Raw genomic sequence first — 26,158 nt, forward strand, 5'->3', positions numbered from 1 at the left:
CTGTCTATTGAGCAACATCCGGCAAAAAATGGTATTATTTTCTCATCTACCGTTATCAGAGATCAGCACTTACAGAAAACTTAAATGTTTGCGGATCCCCCATAACCAGATCGCTCTGATAAACAGAAGCCCAATACCGTTGGTTTCCAACGTTATCGACTTCAAACCGTGCGGTAAGGGGCTTGTTATGAACCAAAAAGGTATAACGTGCCCCCAGATCAAACCGAGACCATGCAGGCAGGTGGGCTGAATTGACGTTATTGAACTGCTGCTTGCCAGTACTAACAACACGGCCAACAAGCGTTAGCCCTTTTACGAAGGGCACATCATATTCCAGATTTCCGTTAATTGTATAGTTTGGAACACCAATAACGGTCTTGCCATTATATTCACCTCCGGCTGTATGCACCTGTTTGGCATCAATCAGCGTAAGCCCTCCGTTAAACCGCAACCCACGCAGGATTTCTCCATTAAATGTCAGTTCCATACCCCGGTTTCTTTGCTTGCCGCTTTGGGTATAGATAGATTCACCCGTATCTCCGTAAGGTTCTGTCATACCATACGGCATGGATGTCTGGAAAAATGCGACACCGGCAGAAAAACGCCCCACGTCGTACTTGGCACCAACCTCGTACTGCGTGCTCTGATACGGCGCAAAGGTTTGCCCTGCATTTACATAGGTAGAACCAACAGTGGTGCCAGCAGAAAGCCCCTGAATACGGTTGAAATACAACGCAACATTCTTAACCGGGTGCACTACAAGGCCGATAACAGGCGAAAAAGCTGAAGCATTATAATGCGAAAGCAGACTTCCGCTCCCGTAATTATAGGAATCTGATAGGATATCCTGATACCGGAAGCCACCTGTCAACGCGATACGGTCATGCCAGAATGTCATCGTATCAGACAAAAACAAGCTATAGAGTTTGTTCCATGAAACGCGCCCTGGGTTGCGCAAATTGCCTCCGGCAAACGTCTCATTGGGCGTAAACTGAGTTGGGTGATAAATATTCCCGGGCTCCCCTACCAGACTCATAGCATAAGCTGCGTCTGATTCTTCCCAGATTGCAGAACCACCCGCATTGATTTCATGCTTGATAAAGCCTGTATTTACATGGGCACGCACCCCAGCCTGCGTTGCCTCGTTCATAACATTATAAGCATCCGCCATAGCCCCCACAGAGCCATCCCCTGTACGAGAATTGCTTAGTGTGGTTGTGGCGTAATTACCCATTTCGTTTCCACTTTGGGCACCAAACTTTGCGTAGGTGGTAATGTGCTCGCCAAAGTCATGTTCAATATTCAGCGTGCCAAACAGATAGGAGAGATCTGTGTAAGCCCAGCGCTGCCCCCAGTTTTTGGAGGGAGAGGTAGCCTTTGGTGTAGGCATATCTGTTGCAAGGCTGGAAACAATAATGGCGCTACGCCCACCAAAAACCTGCTGTTTCTGGTAGTTCATATTCATATTGATGCGCGTATCATCATTATGCCAATCAAAGGAACCGCCAAGGGCAATGTCATCATGCCGTTCTCCTTTGATAGGTGTTTCACCATCCATGCCAGCGGCATTGAAGCGGAAACCATAGGCGCGATCTTTGCCAAACCGACGGCTTAAATCAAAAGCGCCACCGCCCTGCCCGCTACTTGTATAATCACCTGTAACGCGGGTGATATCGGTAGATGCCGCACGTTTGGGAATAAGGTTTACATTCCCGCCAATGGCAGAACCACCCGGCGCCGCACCGTTCAAAAACGCACTAGCGCCATTGAGAACCTGCACTGAATCATAAAGCTGAGGGGAAACAAGCTGGCGCGGTGTAACGCCATACAAGCCATCAATCGCAATATCATCGCCATACAGGGTAAAACCACGTATCTGGAAAAGCTGGGCGTAATTACCATATCCCATAGTTGTGCGAACGGTTGGATCATTCAGCAAAACATCACCAAGCGTTTGAGACTGCTGGTTCAAGATAAGGCTGGAATTATAGCTTCGTATATTAAACGGAACATCTAAGCCCTTTTTATGCCCTAAAACCCCTAGATCTCCTCCATTCGTCACATACATACGGTTACTGCGCGATGCTTTAACAACCAGATCTTCTTGCTTGGCTGCAACTATATCTGTTGTTTGCTTGTTTTGCCCCTGTATCGTTTTTTTTGTCTGGCCTGCACTCGGCTGTTTTGTATCCGAAAGAGGTGCATGAACTGGCTTATGTGACGGCTTGATATCTTCTGCCTGCACATAACCAGGAAAAAAAACGCCTTCTGCAATGCCTGCAAGCAAGCTGGAAACACAAAGCGTATTCAAACAAAACACACGAAAACTCATGGCAAGGCTCACTGCATGGGAATAGCCTGCGCCTTATCTAGCAACTAAGAATAAATTGCAAGTACGTAATCCCATGAGTTTCCGCTGGATCCTCCGCAAGGCACGCAACACCCCATAGAATCAGAAAGGGGTAGGACAATGCCTACCCCTTCGCCTAAGTAGATGGCTCTTATTAAGCTCCTAACAAGAATACCCTGAATTACGCGGCAGCTCGTGCAGTTACCCCCAAGCGGTAACCTTCCCGCTGAAGCACCTTGATTGAATCCTCGGAATATTTTGCCACGAGAGAGGAAACATCACCAGGAGCACACCAGAACCCCAGAGTAACCTGAATATTTGCAGGCTTGGGCAAAAAGGAAACCGAAGCAGCCGGGTCTTTCAGAACCTGCGGATCTTGCTCTGTCAGTGCCAGCAATAGTGTTCGCGCTTTATCGAGATCATCATTGTAATCAATCAGCAAACTGACTGAGCCCAGAAGCCGATCTGATTCCGAGCTGTTAATAACAATGTTGTTTGAGAGGGTTCCATTAGGAACGTAAATAATCTCGTGGTTTGCATCCAGCAGCACAGTGCGAAACATTTCGATTGATGTCACTGTGCCCGAGCTACCACCCGCAGTAATGGAATCCCCTACCTTGAAAGGGCGGAAAAGCAGAATCAAAACACCGCCGGCAAAGTTCGCAAGGCTGCCTTGCAATGCCATACCAACAGCCAAGCCCGCTGCACCCAACACCGCAACAAACGACGTTGTAGCAATGCCAACCATAGAAGCTACGCTGATGAGCAAAAGAGCTTTTAGGAACAGGCCAACAACACTTAGCAAAAAACCACGCAGTGTTGGTTCTATATGGCTGGCCGTCATCATCCGACCCATTGCCCGCGTTACAGCGTTAACAACTTTCCAGCCCACAAAAAGAACAATCAATGCCAGAACAAACTGGCTTGCATACCCTAACAATACAGGCAACAGCCCGCTTAATTGCGACCAAATTGAATGAACCTGATTTTCCATAATCATCCCTAAATCATATTTCGCGTGCGCCACACGACAGCATGCAACGCCCGCACCTTCCTGACATGGTAAGATATCTCACTGCTATCCGTCATCATTATGGCCTGACTAAAATTTACACACATTGTTGTAAATTCATTAACTATGCATCGCCACCACATTAGGAAGGCCGGGCCAAGCCATACAGGCTTCTTGGCAAACAAATAGATAGCCGAGCGCGTATGCTTCCATCACGTCGAAAACATACGCATCTGTTAAGCACCAAAATCACATAACTGTGATATTTATTTTATCATCATGAATACAGGAAAGGTATTCAAAACAATTATCATTACGGGTTCTGGCCTATGACACGCCACACAGCATTGCCAACATCATCAGCAACCAGCAACGCGCCTGCACGATCAAGCGCAAGACCAACTGGTCGGCCATGCACATGTGATTCATCTGGTGTCAAAAAGCCCGTAAGCACATCAATAGGCATTCCCGCTGGTCGCCCATCGGTAAACGGCACATAGATTACCTTATAGCCACTTTTAGGCCTACGGTTCCAAGATCCATGTTGCGCCACAAACAATCCATGCCGCCATACGTCAGGGAGTTGCATGGCATCATGAGAAAACGCAATACCAATAGAAGCTGTATGCGCACCAACAGCATAATCAGGCACAACCGCTTGCGCTACAAGATCCAGACGTTGAGGTGAAACACGACTATCAACATGCTGGCCGTAATAACTGTAAGGCCAGCCATAAAATGCGCCTTCCTTCACGGCGGTAATGTAATCGGGCACAAGATCACTCCCTATTTCATCCCGCTCATTCACCGCCACCCATAGGGCTCCGCTATCTGGCTCAAAGGCCAAGCCATTTGGGTTACGCAATCCAGTTGCATATGGAGTGAGCTTTCCTGTGGACAGGTCAAGCTTGTCTATCCGTGCCCGCCCCTCTTCAACCTCCATTCCATTATCAGCAACATTGCTGTTAGATCCGATAGTTACATACAAAAAGCTGCCATCTGGGCTTGCAAGCAAGTTTTTGGTCCAATGATGGTTATATCCAGCAGGTAGATCCACCACTTTGGTGCCGGGTGTATTAATCTGCGTATCACCATCGTGATAAGGAAAGCGCAAAATCTCATTGGCATTAGCGACATACAGATTATTCCCTATAAGCGCCATTCCAAAGGGAGAATAAAGATGATCCAGAAAAACCGTGCGCGTATCTGCGGCTCCGCTCCCTGATGTATCGCGCAGCAGAATAATCCGGTTCGGGCTGCTATCGCCCGCACCGGCCTTGCCCATTACAAGCCCGGCAATACGATTTTTAACGCTTTTAACGTCCGTTTTGGGGGAGTTGCTCTCGGCCACCAGAATGTCACCATTGGGTAACTTATAGAGCCATCGGGGGTGGTTCAGGTTTTTTGCATAAGCTGTAACAGCCAACCCCTGCGCGGGCGATGGTGTTTGTGTGCCCGACCACCCCATAGGCGTTGCAATATTAACTGTTGGGAACAAGGTATGGTTGGGTTTGGGAAGATCAGGACTAGGGCCAAACCCGGCTGCAATGGGCAACTCTGCCGCTTCTGGATGCAGCAAAAGTTTCCACCCAGCGGCACTCATAACCGCAAGGCTCAGCACTCCGACACCACCCCAGTACACCCATGTTTTCATAACATTCTCTCGGTTCTATGTTACGACCAAGATCATGCACCCAACAAAAAACCTTTGCCCTATTTTTTGGAAGACAAACCAAGAATAAAGCAAGCGTAAGCACAACAGCATGATCGTCTGGTCAATGCGTAGTGCGTGTGTAACATCCGAACATCTCAGGGAGTTCCACAGCCTGCCAGCTATATTGTCTGCTTAACCTCATAATCGCGCCACCCGCATCTGCTGGGTGGCGCATTTTTACTTATGGAAACCAACGCCGTCCGCACTGGTAAGCAATCAGGTAAAGGCCCATATATACAACGGGAATAAAGAAAATAATCCGCTCAAGATCACCCATCATGGTTAGATTTCCTCATCGGATGAAAGGTTGGATTGGGCATCCAGCATAATTGCCCCGGCCCCGGAAATCAGGATGATCATGACCGTACCAATCACCCATGCAAAATACCATGGCCCCTGATCCCCCACAAACACGGCAAACAACAGAGAAACAACAAGAGCAACAGCCAGACCGGCCAGACGCAAAAGCTTTGTCATCACGACCTCAGAATCAGTAGCTATGGGTATCATTAACGACATCAGCGGTATGAACCTTCCCGCGCATGACGTAATAACACCACGAAGTATAAGATAGGATAATCGGCACAAAAATGGCAGCAACGGCCAGCATGCAGCCTAAGCCGTATTCACTTGCCGTGCTGTTCCATACCGTCAAACTTTGGTTTGGCACGGTGGAAGACGGCATAAGAAATGGAAACATAGCGCAGCCGACTGTCATGATAGTACCGGCCCATGCGCCCAAACCTAACCACCACGCAACCACAGTACGCCCAGCCGTCAGCATTGCAGAACCAGCCAGCATGCAGCTTACCCCCATAAGTGGTAACAGCCATAAGGCAGGATGATGACGGAAATTATGCATCCACCCCCCAGCAACAATTGCCACAGATTGACCATGTAGAGGATTTGCTGGCATGGCCGGATTAACCGGACCTGTCATAACAAATCCGGGCAGAAACTGCATCCATATGCCACCAGCCACAAACAGGATGGCCGCAAATATACCTCCGGCAATGGCATAATGCCGTGCACGTGCCCAAATGGGATTATCAGCCCGCAACATCAGCATGGTGCCGCCTTGATAAATACTTAAGCTGACAGACATAAAACCACATAAAACGGCAAAGGGATTAAGCAGATAAGACAGGAAGGATTCATCCTGATAATACTGCCCCGTCCAGCCAAAATGGTATCCTACTCCTTCCAGAATATTCCCAAACGCTGCGCCATAGATAAACATTGGCACAAAGCCCGAAACAAGAAATACCCAGTCCCAGCTTGCGCGCCACAACTTGCTATCTGCCTTGGAACGATATTCAAACGCTACAGGCCGCAAAATCATGCTGAACAGCAGGGTAATCATAACCACATAAAAAACCGAGAATGATGTGCCGTAGAGTGTAGGAAAAGCGGCAAAAATTGCCCCTCCCCCTAAAATAAACCAGACTTGGTTACCATCCCAATGCGGGCCAATAATGTTGAGTGCTGTACGGCGTTCGGCATCATTGCGCCCTACAAAGCGCAGCAATGTGCCTACCCCCATATCCATACCAACCATGGTGCCAAGGCCAATAAACAGCACACCCAACATAACGGCCCAAACTATCTTCAGTATCGCGTAAAGTTCCATATCACCGTTTCCTGTCAGGAGGCCGTAGGGTGCATGTCAAAGGCTGACGGTTTGGGAGCATGCAGTTGAGCATGTGGTTCCATGCTGTCGTGTTCTGGCCCCAGACGCGCGAACTTGAACATGAGGTAAAGTTCTGCGGCAATAAACACGCTATAAAGCAGCACAAAACCAATGAGCGAAAACACCATGTAAGACACGCCATGGCTTGAAGCGGAAAGGAAGGTGGGCAACCATCCGAACACTGTCCACGGCTGACGGCCTGCTTCAGCAGTAATCCATCCAAATTCTGTTGCCAAAATTGGCAAAGGAATTGACCACATGCAGAGTTTTAGAAGCAGCTTGTTATGCTCTAGCCGACGTTTCAGACTGACAAAGGCTGAGATGGCAAACAGCGCGAAAAACCATAGAGACAGAAATACCATAAACCGAAAAGACCAGAACGTAACAAATACGTTGGGGAGAATATCGGGCTGAGTTGCTTTCACCACAGCGTCAATCTGATCTTCGGGAATGTTCGTAACATCCTGATTGGGGGCGTGGCGTGCGGCCAACAGGCCGTATCCCATGTCCTGCTCATGCTGTGTAAACAGAGTGAGATCTGCATCGCTATGCGTAACACCATAGCGGCGCAAAGCGCTCACAGCCTCGATACCCGCACGAATACGCGGTCCGGCTGCATCTTCCAGCTCATGCATACCGGTAATGGGTTGGTCAAACGTATGGGTAATCAGTGGAGTGAGCACAAGCGGCACACCAACTTCAAAATGGTTTTCCTGCTTGGCATCATCTGGCAAAGCCGCCAAAATCCACGGTTCAAACGGCGGTTTACTGGTGTGCCAAAGGCCTTCGATTGCCGCAATTTTGGTGGGCTGTTTTTCATAATCCAACCGGCCCAATACATCTCCCAACGTAATAACAGCCACAGTGGAGATAATGCCAAATAGCGCTGCCATACGGAACGAACGTGCCGCAAACTGCCGATGCTGACCGCGTAGTAGGTAAAAAGCACTAATACCCATAACAAACATTGCTGCCGAGACGTAACCCGCAACAGATGTATGAACAAACTTGGCTTGTGCATCTGGGTTGAAAACCAGATTTACAAAACTTTCAAACTGCATCCGCATTGTTTCAGGATCAAAATGTGCACCTTCGGGCATATTCATCCCGGCGTTGGCAATTAAAATCCATAAGGCTGATAAATTAGAGCCCAACGCCACCAAATAAGTGATAGCCAGATGCGCCTGCTTGCTCAGCCTATCCCAACCAAAAAACATGAGACCTACAAATGTAGATTCCATAAAAAAGGCCATAAGGCCTTCAATCGCTAAGGGTGTACCGAACATATCCCCGAAAAAATGAGAATACATGGACCAATTGGTGCCAAACTCAAATTCCATTGTGATGCCAGTTGCAACACCAATGGCAAAGTTTATTCCAAACAGTTTACCCCAAAACTGCGCCATATCTTTATAAATCTGCCGGCCAGTAACAACGTAAACTGTCTCCATAGCCGCCAGCATAAATGTAAGACCGAGGGTAAGCGGCACAAACATAAAATGGTACAATGCCGTCAGCGCAAATTGAAAGCGCGACAGATCAACGACATTGGGATCAATAAATTCCACCGTCAGATCTCCTGATTACGGTAAAAGCAAATAAAGGTTTGGGGAGGATCAGGTCATCGTCGGATCATGGCGCTTTCCCGACCTCATAAAACCGGCCTTCTGCAACGCGCACGATACGGTCCATCAATCCCGCCACTTTGCGGTTGTGGGTAATGCACATGATGGTTGCCTGCGGCGGTAGTGCAGCAAGTAAGGCAGCCATAAGATCCTGCTCCGTCTGTGCATCCAGCCCCTCCGTTGGCTCATCTAAAATGATCCATGCAGGCGCACGCAGCACAACCTGCGCTATGGCCAACCGCCGCGCCTGGCCGCCAGAAAGGCAAATACCTTCTTCACCAACCAAGGTATCAAGCCCTGCTGGCTCAGCCCGCACAAACTCTGCTAGCTGCGCAATTTTTAACGCCCGCCACATTCCATCTTCTGTGGCATTGGAGCGGGCGATCATTAGATTACGCCGAATACTGCCCTGAAATAGGTGAAAGTCCTGCGCAACAACACCAACATGTTGCGACATGGTATCTGCATCAACGTTTTTCAGATCAACGTTGCCAAAACTGGCTGTTCCTTCCTGATAATCATAAAAACGGAACAGCAGATTTATCAGCGTGCTTTTACCTGCCCCTGATGGACCAACCAGAGCGACATGTTCCCCTTGCTGGATCAACAGATTTGCATGCCGAAGCGCCCAGTATTTTGCTTCTGGGTAACGCATTCCCAAATTACAAAAGCACAGATCCAATGGTTGAACTGGAGAGGCTGTTACAGCAGGCAGAGGCACGCATGGGGGCTGATCACATACAGCAAATACGCGCCGCGCTGCCACACGCACATGCCCCAGTAACTGCCATGCTGCTGGCAAAGGCCCCACAACATCAAACGCAGCAAGCCCACCTAACGCCAGCATAGGCAAACATGCGGCAGAAAGAGTGCCTGCATGATAAGCATGCGCAGCAAGAGCCAGCATTGCTACTGCACTTAATGTGCCGATAAGAGTAATTAGGAAGCGAGCACCTCCTTCCAGCAGCAACACTTTTTGGCGGCATACGCGAATATTGATTTGTTGGCGTGCAATATGCTCCTGCACGCTGCCTGCAGCGCCAAGAAACATAAATTCACCCATGCCCTGTAATATCTCCGTCAGATCCGCATGCATAATGTCTTGCTGAAGGCTGATCTGTGCGGTTGCACATGCTGAAAGTTTGGCCGCTATCAACGGAATTATGGTTCCGCACAACAAAAGACCTGTCGCCAGCACCAAGGCGGCGGAAACAGAAAAAAGGCCCGTTACAACCACATATGCAGCGCAACAAATGGCCGCCACAGCAAAAGGCAACATGACTTCCAGATAAAACTGCCCCATCCGGTCTGTGTCAGACACAAAACGGAACAGCATATCCCCACTACGTTGCCGAGCCAGAACAGCTGGAGCCTGAGGTATAAGGCTCTCAAAACTCCATGCCCGCACACGCCCAATAAACCGCAGCGTGGCATCATGCGTCACCACACGCTCTAGGTACCGAGCAAGAATACGCACAGTGGCAAAAAACCTGACGCCTACCGCGGGCAGAAAAATATTGAAGGCATTTTGCGCAACAATCCCCCCAAGTCCGGCTACTGCTGCAGCCGCCAAAAGCCATCCAGACAGAAACAACAGCCCAAAATTAGCCAGAGATGCCAACACTGCCAGAGCAAGCCCCATCAGCATTTCACGCCGGATAGGTCTCATAAGCACAGCAAGGCGTGAAAACTGCGTCATGCTGCGTGCTCCAACAGATGTGGACCACTAAAAACCTGCCCCTTATGCACCCTCAATACTTGCTGTGCGTGAGTGATGATTGCCCCACGATGAGCGATCACGATGACAATGCAATGGGTTGCAACATGCGCGATGGCAGTCACCACACGTTGCTCACTTTCGGGATCAAGGTGGGCTGTAGGTTCATCCAGAATGAGAATTTGCGGCTTCCGCAACAACACACGCGCCAATGCCAGCCGCTGCACCTGCCCACCAGAAAGACATGTCCCACGCTCACCTATCAAAGTATCAAAACCTTGAGGCAAAGATTCGATAAATGAGAGCGCATCGGCTTGTCGAGCTACATTGCGAAGGCTTGCAATATCTGCTTGTGGGTTTGCCATGCGTAAATTTTCCGCCACTGTACCATGTACGAGACAAGGCCGTTGTGGCACCCAGCCAATATTAGATTGCCAATCCCTATGTGCTATGCCGTGAGCATCTTCCGCAACAATGCGCCCTGTAACGGGTGACAACAGGCCAAGCAGCAAGCGCACTAACGTTGTTTTACCTGCGCCACTTTCGCCAGTTATCAGGCTGATTGTGCCACGTGCAAATGTGCAGTTTATGTTGGATAAAACTGGTCTGTTTGCTTCATATTCTGCTGACAGATTCTCGCACTTTATAGATACCAGAGTCTCTGTAAGGAGCTGATTTTCATGACGTGCCGCCATCGCTGGGAGCGCAAACAGTTTGCTAATACCTGCCATAGCTGCAGTTGCATTTTGCCGTGCATGATAACTGGCAGAAAAAGCTCGCAGAGGCATAAAATATTCTGGTGCGAGAAGCAGCACCAGAAAAGCAGACTGAAAATCTGCTTTTCCTTCTAGCAAACGGGCACCAAACACAACAGCCACAAGAGCAATGGACAGACTGGCAAAAAACTCCAATACCGCAGAGGTAAGAAATGCCACTTTCATGACAGACATAGTTGTGCAGCGATATTCATCTGCCATGTCAGCCACCGCAGCAACAGCATCCCGCGCACGGCCAAATAACCGTAAGCTTGTCATTCCTTGCAATGCATCCAGAAAGGATGAACCCAGAAAAAGCAGTTGGGTCCATTGTCGATCCATAATCGCCTGTGCCCGATACCCAACCAGCGCCATAAAAACGGGAATAAGCGGCCCAGTGCAGGCAAGAATTAGGAAGCTCCAGCCATCTAGATGCAAAACGGTTGCCAATATCATAAATGGCAAGACAACCATCATGGCAGCACGTGGCATATACTGGGTAAAATAAGGTTCCAGCCCTTCTAGCCCAGCATCCAGCGCCGTAACTGTTGCCCCTGTTGCGTGGCCGGCCATACCCACTGGGCCAACATTAAACAAATGTTGTAACAGCTCACTCCGCAAATTAGAGATCAAGCGCAGGCTACCTTGTGCGGCAACCATATCGGCAGCCCATTGCAACAGCGCACGAGCAACCAGAAAAAACACCAACCACTTTAAGGCTGGAATCTCATCTGCCAAAGAGTGATGCTGAAAAGCAAGACCAGCAACAATTTGCGCGAAAACAGTAAGTTGTAGCACCAATAATACGGCAGCAACGCCACCAAGCAGCACAGATGCACCAAGCCAAAAGCTTATGCGCCGCGTAAAGCCCGCAAGAGTTTTGTTGCCCGAAGATTGCATCATCACTTTCACACTCATTGACCCATACCCCACCATCACAAAAAACCGGATGAGGATTTGGAATGCGCCACACCTCAATTCATAGTTAATGTAATTATGTATTTATTTATGTCAAGATATCTTGGAAAGGGATATTTTCGAAAATATGATTTATAAAAATATAGAGTATCTAAAATTTTTGGGATTATGCGCCCTTTAACTTACATATTTTTATTAACTATTTTCACGCTAAATAGGCATGAAGAAAGATTTCTGGTTATGCAGAGTTATGAATAGATAAGGCATATGACCGAGGCACAGCCTACAGAACACATGATGCTAATCTGCTTTTAGAAGAATGCTTTTAAGGAACAACACGGCACACTCCTCCGCGTGTTCGTCATGACCCAATGCGTAATAGCGCACATGAGAATACCCATGTACGCTTTAAACTGGCCAACACGCTGATAATAATTAAATTAAAAAATAATACAGAAAATTTATATACTAAAATACTATAAATAATTATGATGATAAATATACGTTTATTATGGTAATTATAAATTATTTATTACAGAATACACCACTGGCGCATCAAGTTATGATAAGTATTTGTAAGTGCTAAAACAGTATGGTCCGTATCCCCTAACCTTTCGCGCAGAGATATAATCTGTGTATCCAGATCAAACATAATTTGCCGACGGCTTTCTTCCGCTATCATTGATTGTGACCAAAAAAATGCCGCCAACCTTACACCCCGCGTAACTGGTGCGACACTATGTAATACCGTGGTAGGATATATAACCATATCACCAGCAGACAACTTGACCGATTGCTCCGCGCCATTGGCATACATAATCAGTTCTCCACCATCATATTCTTCTGGCGCAGAAAAAAATAATGTTGAGGAAACATCTGTACGAATGCGCGTATGAATGCCGCCAACAAAAACACCCCGGATAGCATTATCAACATGAGCACCAAAATTCATACCTCCTTCATATTTGTTAAATAAAGGAGGCGTTACTTTGTAAGGTAAAACCGCACTATTAAACGTGGCATTTCGCCCTAAAGCACGCAAAACCACTTCACCCAACTCCAAACAGATGTCTGAATGACGCGGCAACTGTAGATTGTTCTTGCTTTTTGCAGATTGCGCTCCGGCTGTTTCCCGCCCATCCGTCCATTCCGCTGCCTCCAACTTCATCCGACAATAGGCAAGCTCATCAGCCGTCAGAACAGAAGGAATGCGCAGGAACATAGTCAAAAACTTTTCTAATAATTGATGAATGTTCTATTTTTATATTAGAAACGGAAGGAGCACCTTTTATACGCTCCCTCCGTTATTTCTGGCCGCAAGCCTATCAATAATCCGCTGCCAAATTGAACAAAAATGCCCGCCCAATAGACGGTGTAACACGGTTACTGAACAGATTTCCGTAATTCAGACGATTAGCAAGATTGTAACCATTCATCGTAACTTTCCAATGCTGATCGAAACGGTGGGAAACAACTGCATCAAACTCTACGTTTGCTGGAACACGCGCTGTATTGGCGTTATCAAGAAACACACCTTCCCGCCATGTCATCCCTCCGCCTACAAGAAAATTGTAGGGCTTAGAAGGCGCAATCTCATATGTTGTCCAAACTGTTGCCTGGTTTCTGGGAACATACTGCACCTGTTTACCAACATCTGTGGCTGTGCCAGAAAGTGTTTTGCTATCATACCGTGCATAAGTGGCAATCACGTTCCAGTTTTTCATGATCATGCCAGAAACACTCAGCTCCACACCTTGGTTACGCTGCGTATCGCTGGTTGGCGTAACAGTACCAGAGCTTGGGTCTGTTTGAATGGAATTACCCTTTTCCAAACGAAAAACAGAGGCGGCAAAACCAATGCGATCATGAAAAGCTGAATATTTAGCTCCTAGTTCATAAAGCCGGCTACGTTCTGGTTTGGAGCCTTGATCCTTCAAGTTCAATGGTTCAGAACTGTTTGTAACATACAAGCCCAATGGCGTTGTTGATTCCGACCAGTTAAAGTAGATCATGCCGTGATCATTAGGCGTGTACATCAAGCTCACGTTAGGGTTAAATGTATCCTGCGTTTGCCCCATATGCACATCCGGTTTGGCGTAGCTTCCGCCAGTCATGCTGTAATGCGTATCCCAGTGATCCCACCGAAAACCTGCCCTAACAGAAAACCACGGGGCAAGCTGGGCCTGTTCTGAAAAAAAAGCCCCTACATCTGTTGCATCGCCTGTTTTCCATTTTTTCTGCCCAGCTGTAGCTGTGTTGACCAACCCTCCGGGCATAGAAGACCCATTTACAACATTCAGCCCCGGCACGATTGGAGATGGATCCAGAAGATTTACGTATTGACGCGCAACTGCATTATTATAGGCAAAATTTTCGCGGCGATCATACACATGCATGATATCTACGCCGCCAATCATTTCGTGCTTCACGCTACCTGTATCAAACTTGGCAACTGCAGAAAGCACATTTTGCACAGACCAATCATTTTGCTGATACGGATTTGGCCCAAACACGCCACCAGTTCTGGAAAGCTTGGCCGCTGCCGCATTCCCACCAAAGAAATCGGTATTACAATTATAGGCAGCCCCATTCTTGAGCCCACCGCTGGCATTATAAGAGAGCTGACTGCTTGTGCAGCCTTCCTGTGAAGCAGAAAAATACCGGCTATAAAGCCCACCGCGTGTATCATTATACACAGTAACGTAGGGAGAAGCCTCCCACTTTAAACGCCCTGTTAGCATATCCACACTGGAGTTATCCTGATCAAACGTGGTGCCATACCAATTGGTGCGTTTGACACCATATTCTGTGGCTGGTTTGCCATAAGCCGCTCCCGGTTTTTTCAGCACAGGCACACCGTAATCTGGAACACGATTATCTGTTTGGTGAAAGTATTCTAGGGTATAAGAAAGCTTTTTTCCCATACCGAATGTAATAGACGGTGAAATACCCCATCTGTGAGAATAAACATAATCTCGCCCAACAGTATTGTTTTCATTCCCCATGCCTGTAATACGGATACCAATACTATCCGTAAGCATGCGGTTAAAATCCAATGTGCCACGATAATATTGTCCGCTTCCGCCAGAAAACGAAGCGCGAATATGATTTTTTAATGTGGGTGTTTTGGTTGTAATATTAATAGCGCCGCCTGTGGTGCCATTACCAAATACCTGTGATGATGGACCTTTAATAACGGCCACATTTTCGTAATCAAAGCTATCACGCGTATAAACACCAAAATCGCGTAAGCCATTTTCATAAATATCATTCTGAGCGGCAAAGCCTCGGATCAGAAACTGATCTCCTGCCATTCCGCCTTCACCTTCCCCAACGGAAGCCGTAATACCCGGAACGTTTTTAAGAGCCTCATCCAGAGATTTCACATTCTGCTGCTGCATGAGAATTTGCGGCACCACGTTAATAGTTTGCGGGGTATGCAAAGCATCATGCGGCATTCGGCTAATACCCATGGGTGTCCGAAGCGTGTTCATGGGGGATGCAGTAACCACCCATTCCTCTGCCTCTGAGCCATCTTTCTGCTTGGCAGAATGCGGCCCTTTCTTACCGGATGTGGCAAGAGTTGCTTTGGATGAAGCATCTATGGCTTCCGGGACCTTCTGATTTTTAAGAGACTGCCCTTCTGCTGCGACAGACGATGCGTATGCATCCCCTGTTAGCAATGAAAGTGTACCCCACCCCATAGCCAAGCCAAACATAAAAGAAGATGTAGGTATCTGCCGAGATGAAGATAAATCTGTCATGAGACTTTACAAAAATATTAATGCGAGTGAGTTGCATATAGAATTTTCCGCGAATGATTCGCAACTTAAAGATTATTAAAATAATTTTATGATATCTATATTCCTATAAATATATCAATATGCACACTCAATTAGAAAGTATATTTTATTAATTATTATTTTTATTTAAACCTATTCTTTTTTCTATCATATTTTTCAAATTATAAATTGAACTGTGTTGCAAATGTTGCGTAATATCTTGTATTGCAAGCAAAACATCTAATGTGGCTTGCGGTACAGCTTGCTGCCACCATAACATTGCTTCTTCAATATATCCTTGCTCTGCCAACCATACCGCATAATTGTGCTGGCCTCGGTAATCACCTTTTTGTGCTGATTGCTTATACAGCGTGATCGCTTTTTTCTTATCTCGAGAAATAACCCACCCCTCTTCGTAAAATCTTGCTAAAATATTCATGGACTTTGCGTGCCCAGCTTGGGCTCCTTCTTGAAAAAGCGCAAATGCAGACGGAAGATCCTGCGGCATGCCAATACCCCGCATTGTCATGATCGCCAGATTATAGCGCCCCCAATTATCATGTAATTTTGCCGCTAAAGTGTAATGGGTAATGGCTTTCTGATAGCTTTGGGTGCATCCCCAGCCAAAATAATAACAGCGCCCCAGCATGTTATGTGCTGGCCCATACCCTGCCTGAGCAGCCATGCGAAACCATATAATCGCCGTTTCGGGATCTGAAGGTAAATATACACTGTCTAAAAGGATTTTACCCCATAACACCTGCTCCAAATGGTACCCACGCAACGCTTTCTGGCGAATAGCTTCTATCTCAGAGGGTAATTCCACAGGTTTAGAAACGTCTTTCTTCCTTTTCCCATATCTCCAGAATTTTCTAAAATACATTACCGTAAACCCTCCCTGATAAGGGTATGCAACATAAGGATAATGCAAATTATTCTCAATAATACATATACTGAGATTTTTTAATTCTCACGTTGAAATGAGCATCCAGCAACAAAATATCATTGAATTGTTATGACAGGTATCTGGTTAAAATCACCAAAGCAGGTCGCAGACAAGAACACGGCATCCACCATTGCTCTTGTCATTACAAGTGTTATCTATAAAAATTCTGCTCGCGTTAAAGCAATACTCAAAAATCTTACAAAGCTAACCTCAGAACATGGCATTGACTGCAAACTGTGGGGAAACCTGAATACTCTTATTGTGTCCTGCAAAATAAAATGCCGAGCCCACAATAACCCCCCAACGTGCATTCCAATTATACTCAAACGCAGGAGCAATTTGCCAATCCGTTCCGGATGTTCCTGTTTTATGGATGTAAGTGCCGTTACCATCATGCCCACGAAGCGTAGACCCATTAGACCAGTCTCGTGCAAGATCCATGGCCAGAACCCATTTCTGGCTTAAACCATATTCTAATGAAAAACCCGTCTGGCCGCTCATTCCCGGTTGACCACGGCCACGGAACCCGTGAGCGGTGCCATAACTGGTCACATCCGTAAGTTTAGCGGATGTTACAGCACGCCGGAACCAGTTCCATACACGCAGGCGCAGTTCATGGTTGCCCGGTAATGTATAAGTAGATTGCTCAGTCAAGGCAAAGCGGAAAACGTATGCACCACTCCCTACTCCGTCCTGTGCATCACCAAGTTTTTTGTAATCCCCTGTAGGAAAAATCATGCCTGCAAACAGGTTAAACGCCGGAATGTAACGTTTAGGATTAGGCCGCACCAAACGATAGATAAGATCAACAGGCACATCACCTGTTTTGGGGCCATGAGAATGGCCATCTGCATGTTTCCATCCATAATCTACAATGGTATGGACTTGAATGCTGAAATCCTGAGAAATCCCGTATTTCCAAAGAGTTGAATTGGAAAACATGCGTTGCATAGGGTGAGATGCAGGCCCTGCCCGTCCATGCGCATCAAAAGACCCTAAGGGCTGGCTATAGGAATAATAAGGTTCAACATTCAGCACCCCTTCCCGCGTTGTGCCAGAAGGGGAAACGAGCGAGCCTGTATACCACTGATCTGCATGGGCGGATGCAAAGCTCCCACCAGATGCAAGAAAGCAGACAAACGCTTTTCTTACGGAAACCTTGCCACCTGCATATGCCCATTGCTTAAGGCGTACTCTCATTCACTTACTCATCCTGCTGAGTTCTTTCTGCTCAAAAGCCTGCGCTGAAAGCTTTTTGAATATCTGCTGCTGAGGTTTTTCCATTAGCCAGCAAAAGCTGCAAAAGTATCCGTGCCTTTTGTGGGTTCAGATCCATAGAGGCCACAAGCCCGTAGTGATCATCATCCACTTCCACATCGCGGTTTACAAAACCGTTGCCTACGCGGGTAGAACGCACAACAATCACGCCAGACTTTGTGGCGCGTTCTATGCCTGCCAAGGCATCTGTTGAGACATTTCCATCCCCCATACCTGCAATGACAATACCCCGAGCCCCATTTTTTACGGCATCATCAATTTGCTGGGCATCCATATCTGCGTGGGCATATACAATTTGCACCCGTGGCAATGTGTGATCTGCCGGTAAATCGAGATGCTGCTGAGGTTTGGCTGGGGCAACAAAACGCACGCTTGCTGGATCAACATAACCCACTGGGCCCAGATTAGGTGAATGAAATGTTTGTAGCGCAGTTGTATGCATTTTGCTCACGCCACGCGCAGATTGCACTTCATCATTCAGCACAACCAGAACGCCTCTTCCGCGGGCCTGCGGGTCTGCCGCTACCTTTACGGCTTCATACATATTAGCGGGGCCATCTGCACTAATGGCCGTGCTCGGCCGCATTGCTCCAGTTAAAATAACCGGGCGTGCATCCCCAATCACATTATCCAGGAAGAAGGCCGTTTCTTCCATCGTATCAGTTCCGTGAGTGATCACAACGGCATCAACTTCGTTATTGGCAAACGCTTGCCGAATACGTTCAGCCAACTTAAACCAGACCTGACTGTTCATGTTCTGAGAAGCGATGTTGGAGATCTGCTCCACCTGCAATTGGGCCAGTTTTTCAACTCCTGGCACACCTGCAATCAACTGCTCACCAGTTACGGCACCGGCATCATAGCCAATAGCAGAACGGGTATCGGCCTTACCGGATATTGTGCCTCCTGTAGCCAGCACAAGCACACGTGGCAAGGAAACCTGCTTATGCGCAACAGGAGGTGCACTGGCCCCTTCTGCGTGGGAAAAAACAGGCATAACAGAAGCTACTCCCAAAATTGCAGCAAGAATAGGCAGACCGCGCACAGAAACCATAAAAGAACACTCTTTCCGACGCAGAGAGATAAGGGAATGCCCTTACCTCTCCTTCTCATCGTTAAAAAAACCAAACCTACCGAAAGAAGAACCTTATCCTTCCAGACACAACGTTCATTACGCCTGAGTCTTCACAAACTCAGCATGATATTCCTCAACCATCTTGCGCAATGAACGACCAATTGCGGCATACTGGAATTCATTCAGATTGGCGAGAGATGCACGGGCTGATGGGCGTGTGGTTCCAAACCCTGCGCCGGGAAGCAGTACAATACCAGTTTCATCTGCAATCCGGAACAGAATTTCACCTGTGCTGGCGCGCTTGAGCATCCACTGAGCAAAGTTTTCGCCATACAGAGCACGGCAGGTGTCTTCCAGATCAATCAGCGTGTAGTAATCTACCGCGTTTGCATCTTCTGATGGCGCCACACCTAGTTCATGGTAGAGCGCGGCTTCTCGACGGCGGATAACACTCTTGAGTGTAGCTTTATAACGGCCTTCGTGATCCATGAGTGCAAACAAAGAGAAAAGCACCATCTGAACCTGCTGTGGCGTAGAAAGGCCCGCCGTGTGGTTAAGTGCTACAGCACGGCTATCCGCCACCAATCGGTCAATAAACTTCAGATCAGCAGAATCTGTGGTCAGGCTGGAATAACGCTTTGCCAGTGCTGCTTTTGCATCTGCCGGAAGCTGCGCCAAACGTGCATCAATCGCGTTATCCTTGTGCATGCCGATAACGCCAAGACGCCACCCCGTTGCCCCAAAATATTTAGAGAAGGAGTAAACAAGGATCGTATTGCGCGGGCAGATTGCATACAGCGAGCGGAAACCATCAGCAAACGTGCCATAGACATCATCTGTCAGGATCATCAGATCTGGACGATCTTTAACAATGGATGCAATTTTCTCCAGCGATGCATCATTCATTTTGACTGATGGCGGGTTGCTGGGGTTCACACAGAAGAACATTTTAACTGCTGGATCACGCAGCTTTTCCAACTCGCTTTCCGGATACTGCCAATCCAGAGAAGGGTCTGCCTGTACAGGCACAACTTCAAGGCCATATTCTTCAAGCTGTGGAATTTCGATATAGGGAGAGAAGATTGGCATACCAATAGCCACCTTATCTCCTTTTTTGATCAGATCATTCTGCTTGAGCGAATTAAACACATAGGCCATAGCCGCCGTGCCGCCCTCTGTTGCGAAAAAATCTGTGGAATCCAGAGATATCCGGCCCCCCACCATTTCGCGCAGCACATACTGGCCAACAATTTTCTCGCTCAGTGTCAGCATACGTGGGGGAGTTGGATAGTAACAGCCCAGAATACCTTCCACCATTTCAACAAGAAATGTATCGGCAGGCAGCCCCATCTGATCACGCACATAACTTAGGGCATGCCCCAAAAGTGCTGCTTCTTCTTTATCTTCATTGCTTTCAATAAAGCGATCAAAGCGTGCTTCAATGCCTTCAATCCGTACCGTGCCCCCAAGCCCCGGTGACAGATAGGAAAGAAATAGGCGCGCTTCTGCCAAAGCATACTGCCCAAGCAGGAAAAAAGCCGCACGCGGCAGTGTTGCCAAAAAGTTGGGGTTCCCCCGGCCTGCATTTAGCATAACGCGATCAGCCTTTGATGAAGCAAGACTGATGAGCGTATCTTTAAGTTCAAATGGGCTGAGATCACGAAACTTCGAATAGTCGATTGTCATTATTACGTTTCCTTTTTTTCAGTATTCAGGAAAATGCGACCACAAGTGGTCCAAGTAGCGTAAGCAGTACGTTTGCAACCGCGTAAGTAATGGCAAAGGGTGTGGTGGGAACAGCGTTACCCGCCTTGTTCAGCACTTCACCAAAAGCAGGGTTGGCACTGCGAGAACCAGCCAGAGCACCTGCAAAAATGGCCGTATTATTATAGCGCAGCACATAGCGCCCAAAAAACATGGTGAGAATAAGTGGCACCAGTGTAACAACCACCCCCAAGAGAAAGAGCGTTATGCCATGCTGCATGATGGTGGCAATGGCTTGCTGGCCCGTTTGCAAACCAGTTACGGCCACAAAGCCAGCCAACCCGAAATCTACCAGAAAAGTTGAGGCCCCCTGCGGCATATTCCCCATAACGGGATGTCGGCTTTGATACCAACCAAACAGCAGCCCGGACAGCAAAGCTCCGCCACCACTGCCAAGTGTAAGTGGAACAGACCCCATATGCACCACACCCAAACCAATCAACAAACCAAGGGCTACACCCAGAGAATGGAAAACAAGATCGGTTTTGATACTGGGAAGAAGGATTGTGCCAATTTGGGCTGCTGCCCTCTGCACATCTGCTGATGTGCCAAGCAACGTCACAATATCTCCGTCTTTTACCTGCATGGAGCCCGTAATAGGCACGGCCTTACCTGCGCGGGAGAGCGCAACAAGGTAAACACCATGACGCACAGCAGCAGAAAGAGACTGCACGCATTGATCAACAGTTTTTCCTACAAAATCCTTACGGGACAAGACAACATCCCGGCGAATGAGGGAAAGATCCAGCCCCGGAACTTCACCAATTTCCTGCCCGATGCTCTGCCCAGCGGACAGGACATCTGGACGCTGCCCAACAAGCAAAATCTGATCACCCGGCAATAGCGGCGTATCAGCCCCTACTCCGGCTGGTTTACCATTACGCAGCACCTGCTCTACCGTAACGCCAGCAGCCATGCTTTCCACGCTTGCAACAGTCAGATCAGACTGTGTTAAACGGTACGCACGCCCAACAAGATTAGGGAAAGCAGAAACCTCACCCTCGCCCATAACATGCACCCCGCCCGCCTGCTCGGCTTCAGCACGGATGGCATCTTCACGGATACCACGCTTCATGAACCATGGCAGAACGTTAACGCATAGAAGAATAGGCCCGATGGAACCAAAGATATACGTTACGGCATATCCAACAGCAACATTGCCTTGAAGCTGCTGCACCTGCGCAAGCGGCAGGCCAATTTTTTCCAATGATGATCCTGCCGTGCCAATAATGGCCGACTGGGTAAGCCCACCTGCAGCAAGCCCCGCAGCAAGCCCTTTATCAAGATGGAATATACGCGCAACAGCTACAACGGTAATTAACCCCGTAATAGCCAGCACAACAGCCATCAGAATTTCCTTAAGAGACTGCCGCCCCAAGGAACGGAAAAACTGCGGGCCACTTTGATAGCCTACAGCATAGATAAAAAGAGCAAACAGAACGCTCTTGATGCCAGAATCAATATGAACGCCCACTTGGCTAATAAGCACGGCCGCCAGAAGCGAGCCTGCCACACCACCAAGCTGGAACGAACCGAAACGAAAGCGTCCAATCCAGCACCCTATAACCAGCGCAAGAAACAGAGCCATTTCCGGACACGCACCAAACAGGCCGGATAAAAGAGCAGTGAATGCGTGCAAAATGAAGTTCCTTAGAATTTATTCTATCCGAACTGCGCAACATATATATGAACTCACGCACTTGTAATTGATTCGAGTCAATTAATTTAATTTTATTTTTGTTATTACATTTCATTTAAGTAACAATACTTAAAATATTCTAATTTTATACTTATAATAAATATTACATTTTTATTTATTTTAGTTTTTACCATTGTTGATATGCTTATCTTAAAGTTATTATTTTCATTTTATTAAAATATAAATAAATAATGCATTATTGTTTTCATTAAATAACGTATAAACATAAATTATTTAACTATATATAAAAAATGCAGATTCATAATTGTCAAATTAAAATAGACAAAAATGTCAAGTTTTTCTTATATACCTGCCACGCAAACCATGAGTAAATAATGTAATTATACATATATCCACTTAACTTTTACGATAAAACTCATCCTTAGATTCTTTCATCAATCAGCAGAATATTTAGAAAACCAAGATGTATCCGTATGCTAAATTCTCATAATCAATTAATTTCCTGCTTTACAATGAAAAATAAAGTAGAACATGATGACCAAGAGACTGTAAATTTTCACAATACTTTAAAATATTATGTCTCCATCGCTATCAGAGCCATGAAATATTAAATTGAACTTTTATACCTCTGATACGTTTTAAAAAACCACCTTACTCTTCTTTGACGAGACGTATCATTATGTCTTCAGAAGATCCTGATAATCCGGCTTTATGTATTCCCTATATTGCCTACCGACAAAACCTATTTTGGAAAAACAGAGAATTATCGCGCAAGATAAATATATTGATGATGCTTTTGAGGTAATATCCAGACAATTATTTCGCATTGGCGTTTATGCGGATTGCCATAAATAGTCTCCGGCTGAGGCAAGAATACAATCTGGAGAAATAACAACATCTGTAAAATCGTAGGCACCTGTACCGCTTGCTTGATCATAACAAGGGGGCGCCATCCGTAACCCAAATGCCTGCTAATATTCCACTTCGGAGGCGCTAAGCAAACTCATGGCGTTGCTCTGATTTACCATAAAGCTCCATCAATCGGATAACATTGACATGTCCTTCTAAACATCGCCCCAATGAAAACACTATTCTTTCTTCTACCTGCATCCAAACATGCCGTGCCTAGAGGCACCAGCAATCTTGCTGATGCCTCCAGTATTTAGCACGAAGTCAGGTGTTTTTATGACTCTGCTGGCCAGCTTTAACATGTTGCTCATGTGTGCCGCCCCGTGTGCCAGAACTATGTTTGCCCGTGTTCCTCTCATCGTGCGATGTGCCTGTATTTTTGTGGCTCTGCTCACCAGCTTTTACATGCTGTTCATGCGTGCCGCCCCGCGTGCCAGAGCTATGTTCGCCCGCATTCTTTTCAGTATGCGAGCTACCGGTGTTTTTATGGCTTTGCTCACCAGCTTTTACGTGCTGTTCATGGCTGCCGCCTTGATTGACCATTGCGCTCTTCCTTTTTTTGAGATGAGACGGTCTTTTAATCTAGCCGCCAGACACAAAACCTCTCGGTCTGTGTAAAGTTTCAAAAACGGGAAATGATTACAAATATTTTATAAGAAAACCGATACGATACTAAAATAAATAAGATATTTTCTTTATGTTTTGATGCATTTACCACAATGAATATTCATAATATTTTGAAAAATATGTGAAAAGATTAACTCATTCTCTTACGCGGCTCATGCAGCCAACAGATTTTTATTCACATGGACCGAAAAAACTTACTCTTCCAATCTTCTACCTATTTAGCAACTCATCTACTCTTATTGCGCTACAGGGCAGCACAATCGCCCGCACTTCTTACAGAAACCATGGTAAGCTCATGGTTGGAAATCTGTAAAAGAAGATACGGGCCGAACTAGGTCGGAATAAAATCCAAATTCAGTTTGAATAATGCATCACTCATGCAGTCCTGGAGCTTCACGTCCGGTTCGCGCAACGTATTCCGTATATCCACCATCGTAACGGAGAAGCCCTTCTGGTGTAAGTTCCAGAACACGGTTGGAAAGAGCGGCTAGAAAGTGACGATCATGGGAAACAAAGAGCATTGTGCCCTCATAATCAGCCAAAGCTGTAATCAACATTTCCTTGGTTGCGATATCAAGGTGGTTTGTTGGTTCATCAAGCACCAAAAAGTTCGGCGGATCGTACAGCATCAATGCCAAAACCAAACGTGCCTTTTCCCCTCCGGAAAGGACGCGGCATAATTTATCAATATCATCGCCAGAAAAGCCAAAACTTCCCGCTAATGACCGCAATGATCCTTGAGATGCAAGCGGAAAAGCATCATTGAGAGTTTCAAAAATAGTACGGTCACCATCCAATAGATCCATGGCATGCTGCGCAAAATATCCCATCTTGACGCTACCACCAAGGGTAACCGTGCCAGCATCTGGTTCTGTGCTTCCAGTAACAAGCTTCAACAAAGTTGATTTCCCTGCCCCGTTGATACCCAGCACGCAACAACGCTCTTGCCGACGGATCAACAGATCAAGGTTTTTGTAAATCACTCGGCTGCCATATGCTTTATCCACACCACGCAAGTTAACAACAACATCACCGGAACGTGGAGCAGGAGGAAAAGTGAAGGAAAGCGTTTGGCGGCGTTTTGGTGGCTCAATACGGTCAATCTTATCTAATTTCTTAACGCGGCTCTGTACTTGTGCAGCATGAGAAGCCCGTGCCTTGAAACGTTCGATAAATGCCACTTCCTTGGCCAGCATAGCCTGTTGGCGCTCAAACTGAGCCTGCTGCTGCTTTTCATTTAAGGCACGCTGCTGTTCGTAAAACTCGTAATCACCTGAAAAACTGGTGAGCACACCGCCATCAATTTCAATTACTTTATTGATAACGCGGTTCATGAAAGCACGGTCATGCGAGGTCATCAGCAAAGCGCCATCATAACCAGCCAGAAATTGTTCCAGCCAGATCAGGCTTTCCAAATCAAGATGGTTGCTTGGTTCATCCAACAGCATGACATCTGGTTTCATTAACAGAATACGTGCAAGTGCCACACGCATTTTCCACCCGCCAGAAAGACGGCCTACGTCACCGTCCATCATTTCCTGACTAAAGCCTAATCCATGCAAAACTTCGCGCGCGCGGCCATCTAGCGCATAGCCGCCTAACTCCTCAAACCGCCCTTGCACTTCGCCAAACCGTTCGAGAATGGCATCCAGTTCATCCAAACGTTCTGGATCTGCTAGCGCAGCCTCCAGCTCGGCCAGTTCAGCTCCAACCTCGGCAACCGGGCCAGCACCATCCATAACCTCTGCCACAGCGCTGCGGCCGGCCATCTCCCCCACATCCTGATTGAAAAAACCGATTGTGATGCCCCGATCAATCAAGACATTCCCTTCATCGGGCTCTTCCTCTTTTGTAATAAGACGGAATAGTGTTGTCTTACCGGCACCATTTGGCCCGACTAACCCGATTTTCTCACCTTTTTGGAGCGAAGCAGAGGCATCGACAAAAATGACACGATGGCCATTGTACTTGCTGATAGTGTCAAGACGGATCATTGGGCCTCAGATAACTAAATGGAATAAGCAAAACCGGAGGCCCCTTATTGCGTAACCCTTGCTGAGCGTAAATAGGGAAGCTCAAATTTACATATGGAGGGGCGTAACTGCGCGTAATCTGGCCCAATTACCAAGAATATCAACAGAACAATGAATATATATTTTCTTAAATTGTTTTTGTTATTTTATTAACTATAAAATCACTGGCATATTGTGCCGCAGCGCTAAGTTGCGTTTCCTGCAAATAGATCATTCCTGCTTCCAACTGCATCTCAGGTAAAAATCATAACTTTGTTTTGGGATCAATAATATCGCGCCAAGCTCTCTTAGCATCGTTACGGA

The 26,158-nt window shown here is 47.0% G+C and carries 17 protein-coding genes and 1 pseudogene; all 18 read right to left on the reverse strand.

Annotated features, from left to right (window positions below; translation table 11 throughout):
• Positions 1 to 55: 55 nt before the first annotated feature.
• Positions 56 to 2,332 (reverse strand): TonB-dependent siderophore receptor, encoded by a 2,277-nt coding sequence (locus FKW19_RS10435; RefSeq protein ID WP_089179152.1) that lies wholly within the window; start codon positions 2,330 to 2,332, stop codon positions 56 to 58.
• Between the two features lie 199 nt (positions 2,333 to 2,531).
• Positions 2,532 to 3,350, reverse strand: a complete 819-nt coding sequence (locus tag FKW19_RS10440; RefSeq protein WP_089179153.1) for a mechanosensitive ion channel family protein — start codon at positions 3,348 to 3,350, stop codon at positions 2,532 to 2,534.
• Between the two features lie 325 nt (positions 3,351 to 3,675).
• Positions 3,676 to 5,016, reverse strand: a complete 1,341-nt coding sequence (locus FKW19_RS10445) for a sorbosone dehydrogenase family protein (RefSeq protein WP_089179154.1) — start codon at positions 5,014 to 5,016, stop codon at positions 3,676 to 3,678.
• 342 nt (positions 5,017 to 5,358) lie between these two features.
• Positions 5,359 to 5,553, reverse strand: coding sequence for a hypothetical protein (locus tag FKW19_RS10450; protein WP_089179155.1), 195 nt, complete (start codon positions 5,551 to 5,553; stop codon positions 5,359 to 5,361).
• Positions 5,554 to 5,566: 13 nt separating this feature from the next.
• On the reverse strand, positions 5,567 to 6,706 hold the full coding sequence (cydB, locus tag FKW19_RS10455) for a cytochrome d ubiquinol oxidase subunit II (RefSeq protein ID WP_089179156.1): 1,140 nt from the start codon (positions 6,704 to 6,706) through the stop codon (positions 5,567 to 5,569).
• Positions 6,707 to 6,720: 14 nt separating this feature from the next.
• Positions 6,721 to 8,334 (reverse strand): cytochrome ubiquinol oxidase subunit I, encoded by a 1,614-nt coding sequence (locus FKW19_RS10460; RefSeq protein WP_089179157.1) that lies wholly within the window; start codon positions 8,332 to 8,334, stop codon positions 6,721 to 6,723.
• 64 nt (positions 8,335 to 8,398) lie between these two features.
• The gene (cydC, locus tag FKW19_RS10465) at positions 8,399 to 10,090 is read right to left on the reverse strand and encodes a thiol reductant ABC exporter subunit CydC (protein WP_089179158.1); all 1,692 of its coding nucleotides are present in this window, start codon (positions 10,088 to 10,090) and stop codon (positions 8,399 to 8,401) included.
• On the reverse strand, positions 10,087 to 11,775 hold the full coding sequence (gene cydD, locus FKW19_RS10470; protein WP_193561044.1) for a thiol reductant ABC exporter subunit CydD: 1,689 nt from the start codon (positions 11,773 to 11,775) through the stop codon (positions 10,087 to 10,089). Before cydD ends, cydC begins: the two co-directional genes overlap by 4 nt.
• A 538-nt stretch (positions 11,776 to 12,313) precedes the next feature.
• Positions 12,314 to 13,003 (reverse strand): Fe2+-dependent dioxygenase, encoded by a 690-nt coding sequence (locus FKW19_RS10475; RefSeq protein ID WP_089179160.1) that lies wholly within the window; start codon positions 13,001 to 13,003, stop codon positions 12,314 to 12,316.
• Positions 13,004 to 13,106: 103 nt separating this feature from the next.
• Entirely contained in the window at positions 13,107 to 15,545 is a 2,439-nt protein-coding gene (locus FKW19_RS10480; protein ID WP_089179161.1) for a TonB-dependent siderophore receptor, read from the reverse strand.
• Positions 15,546 to 15,693: 148 nt separating this feature from the next.
• Entirely contained in the window at positions 15,694 to 16,446 is a 753-nt protein-coding gene (locus FKW19_RS10485; protein WP_193561041.1) for a tetratricopeptide repeat protein, read from the reverse strand.
• A 273-nt stretch (positions 16,447 to 16,719) separates the two neighbouring features.
• Positions 16,720 to 17,709 carry a transporter gene (locus tag FKW19_RS10490; protein WP_089179163.1) on the reverse strand — a complete coding sequence of 330 codons (990 nt, stop codon included), beginning with the start codon at positions 17,707 to 17,709 and terminating at the stop codon, positions 16,720 to 16,722.
• A gap of 31 nt (positions 17,710 to 17,740) precedes the next feature.
• Positions 17,741 to 18,841, reverse strand: coding sequence for an asparaginase (locus tag FKW19_RS10495; RefSeq protein ID WP_006117247.1), 1,101 nt, complete (start codon positions 18,839 to 18,841; stop codon positions 17,741 to 17,743).
• A gap of 117 nt (positions 18,842 to 18,958) precedes the next feature.
• Entirely contained in the window at positions 18,959 to 20,548 is a 1,590-nt protein-coding gene (locus FKW19_RS10500; protein WP_089179164.1) for a bifunctional aspartate transaminase/aspartate 4-decarboxylase, read from the reverse strand.
• A gap of 25 nt (positions 20,549 to 20,573) precedes the next feature.
• The gene (gene aspT / locus FKW19_RS10505) at positions 20,574 to 22,265 is read right to left on the reverse strand and encodes an aspartate-alanine antiporter (protein ID WP_089179165.1); all 1,692 of its coding nucleotides are present in this window, start codon (positions 22,263 to 22,265) and stop codon (positions 20,574 to 20,576) included.
• Between the two features lie 863 nt (positions 22,266 to 23,128).
• Positions 23,129 to 23,369: pseudogene (locus tag FKW19_RS16020) on the reverse strand (acyl-CoA dehydrogenase); the annotation flags it as partial.
• A gap of 90 nt (positions 23,370 to 23,459) precedes the next feature.
• Positions 23,460 to 23,738 carry a hypothetical protein gene (locus FKW19_RS10515; RefSeq protein WP_006117250.1) on the reverse strand — a complete coding sequence of 93 codons (279 nt, stop codon included), beginning with the start codon at positions 23,736 to 23,738 and terminating at the stop codon, positions 23,460 to 23,462.
• A gap of 455 nt (positions 23,739 to 24,193) precedes the next feature.
• Entirely contained in the window at positions 24,194 to 25,816 is a 1,623-nt protein-coding gene (locus FKW19_RS10520; RefSeq protein WP_089179166.1) for an ABC-F family ATP-binding cassette domain-containing protein, read from the reverse strand.
• Positions 25,817 to 26,158: the final 342 nt, after the last annotated feature.

The organism is Acetobacter sp. DmW_125128 (genome assembly GCF_008704325.1).
Classification (GTDB): domain Bacteria; phylum Pseudomonadota; class Alphaproteobacteria; order Acetobacterales; family Acetobacteraceae; genus Acetobacter; species Acetobacter oryzifermentans.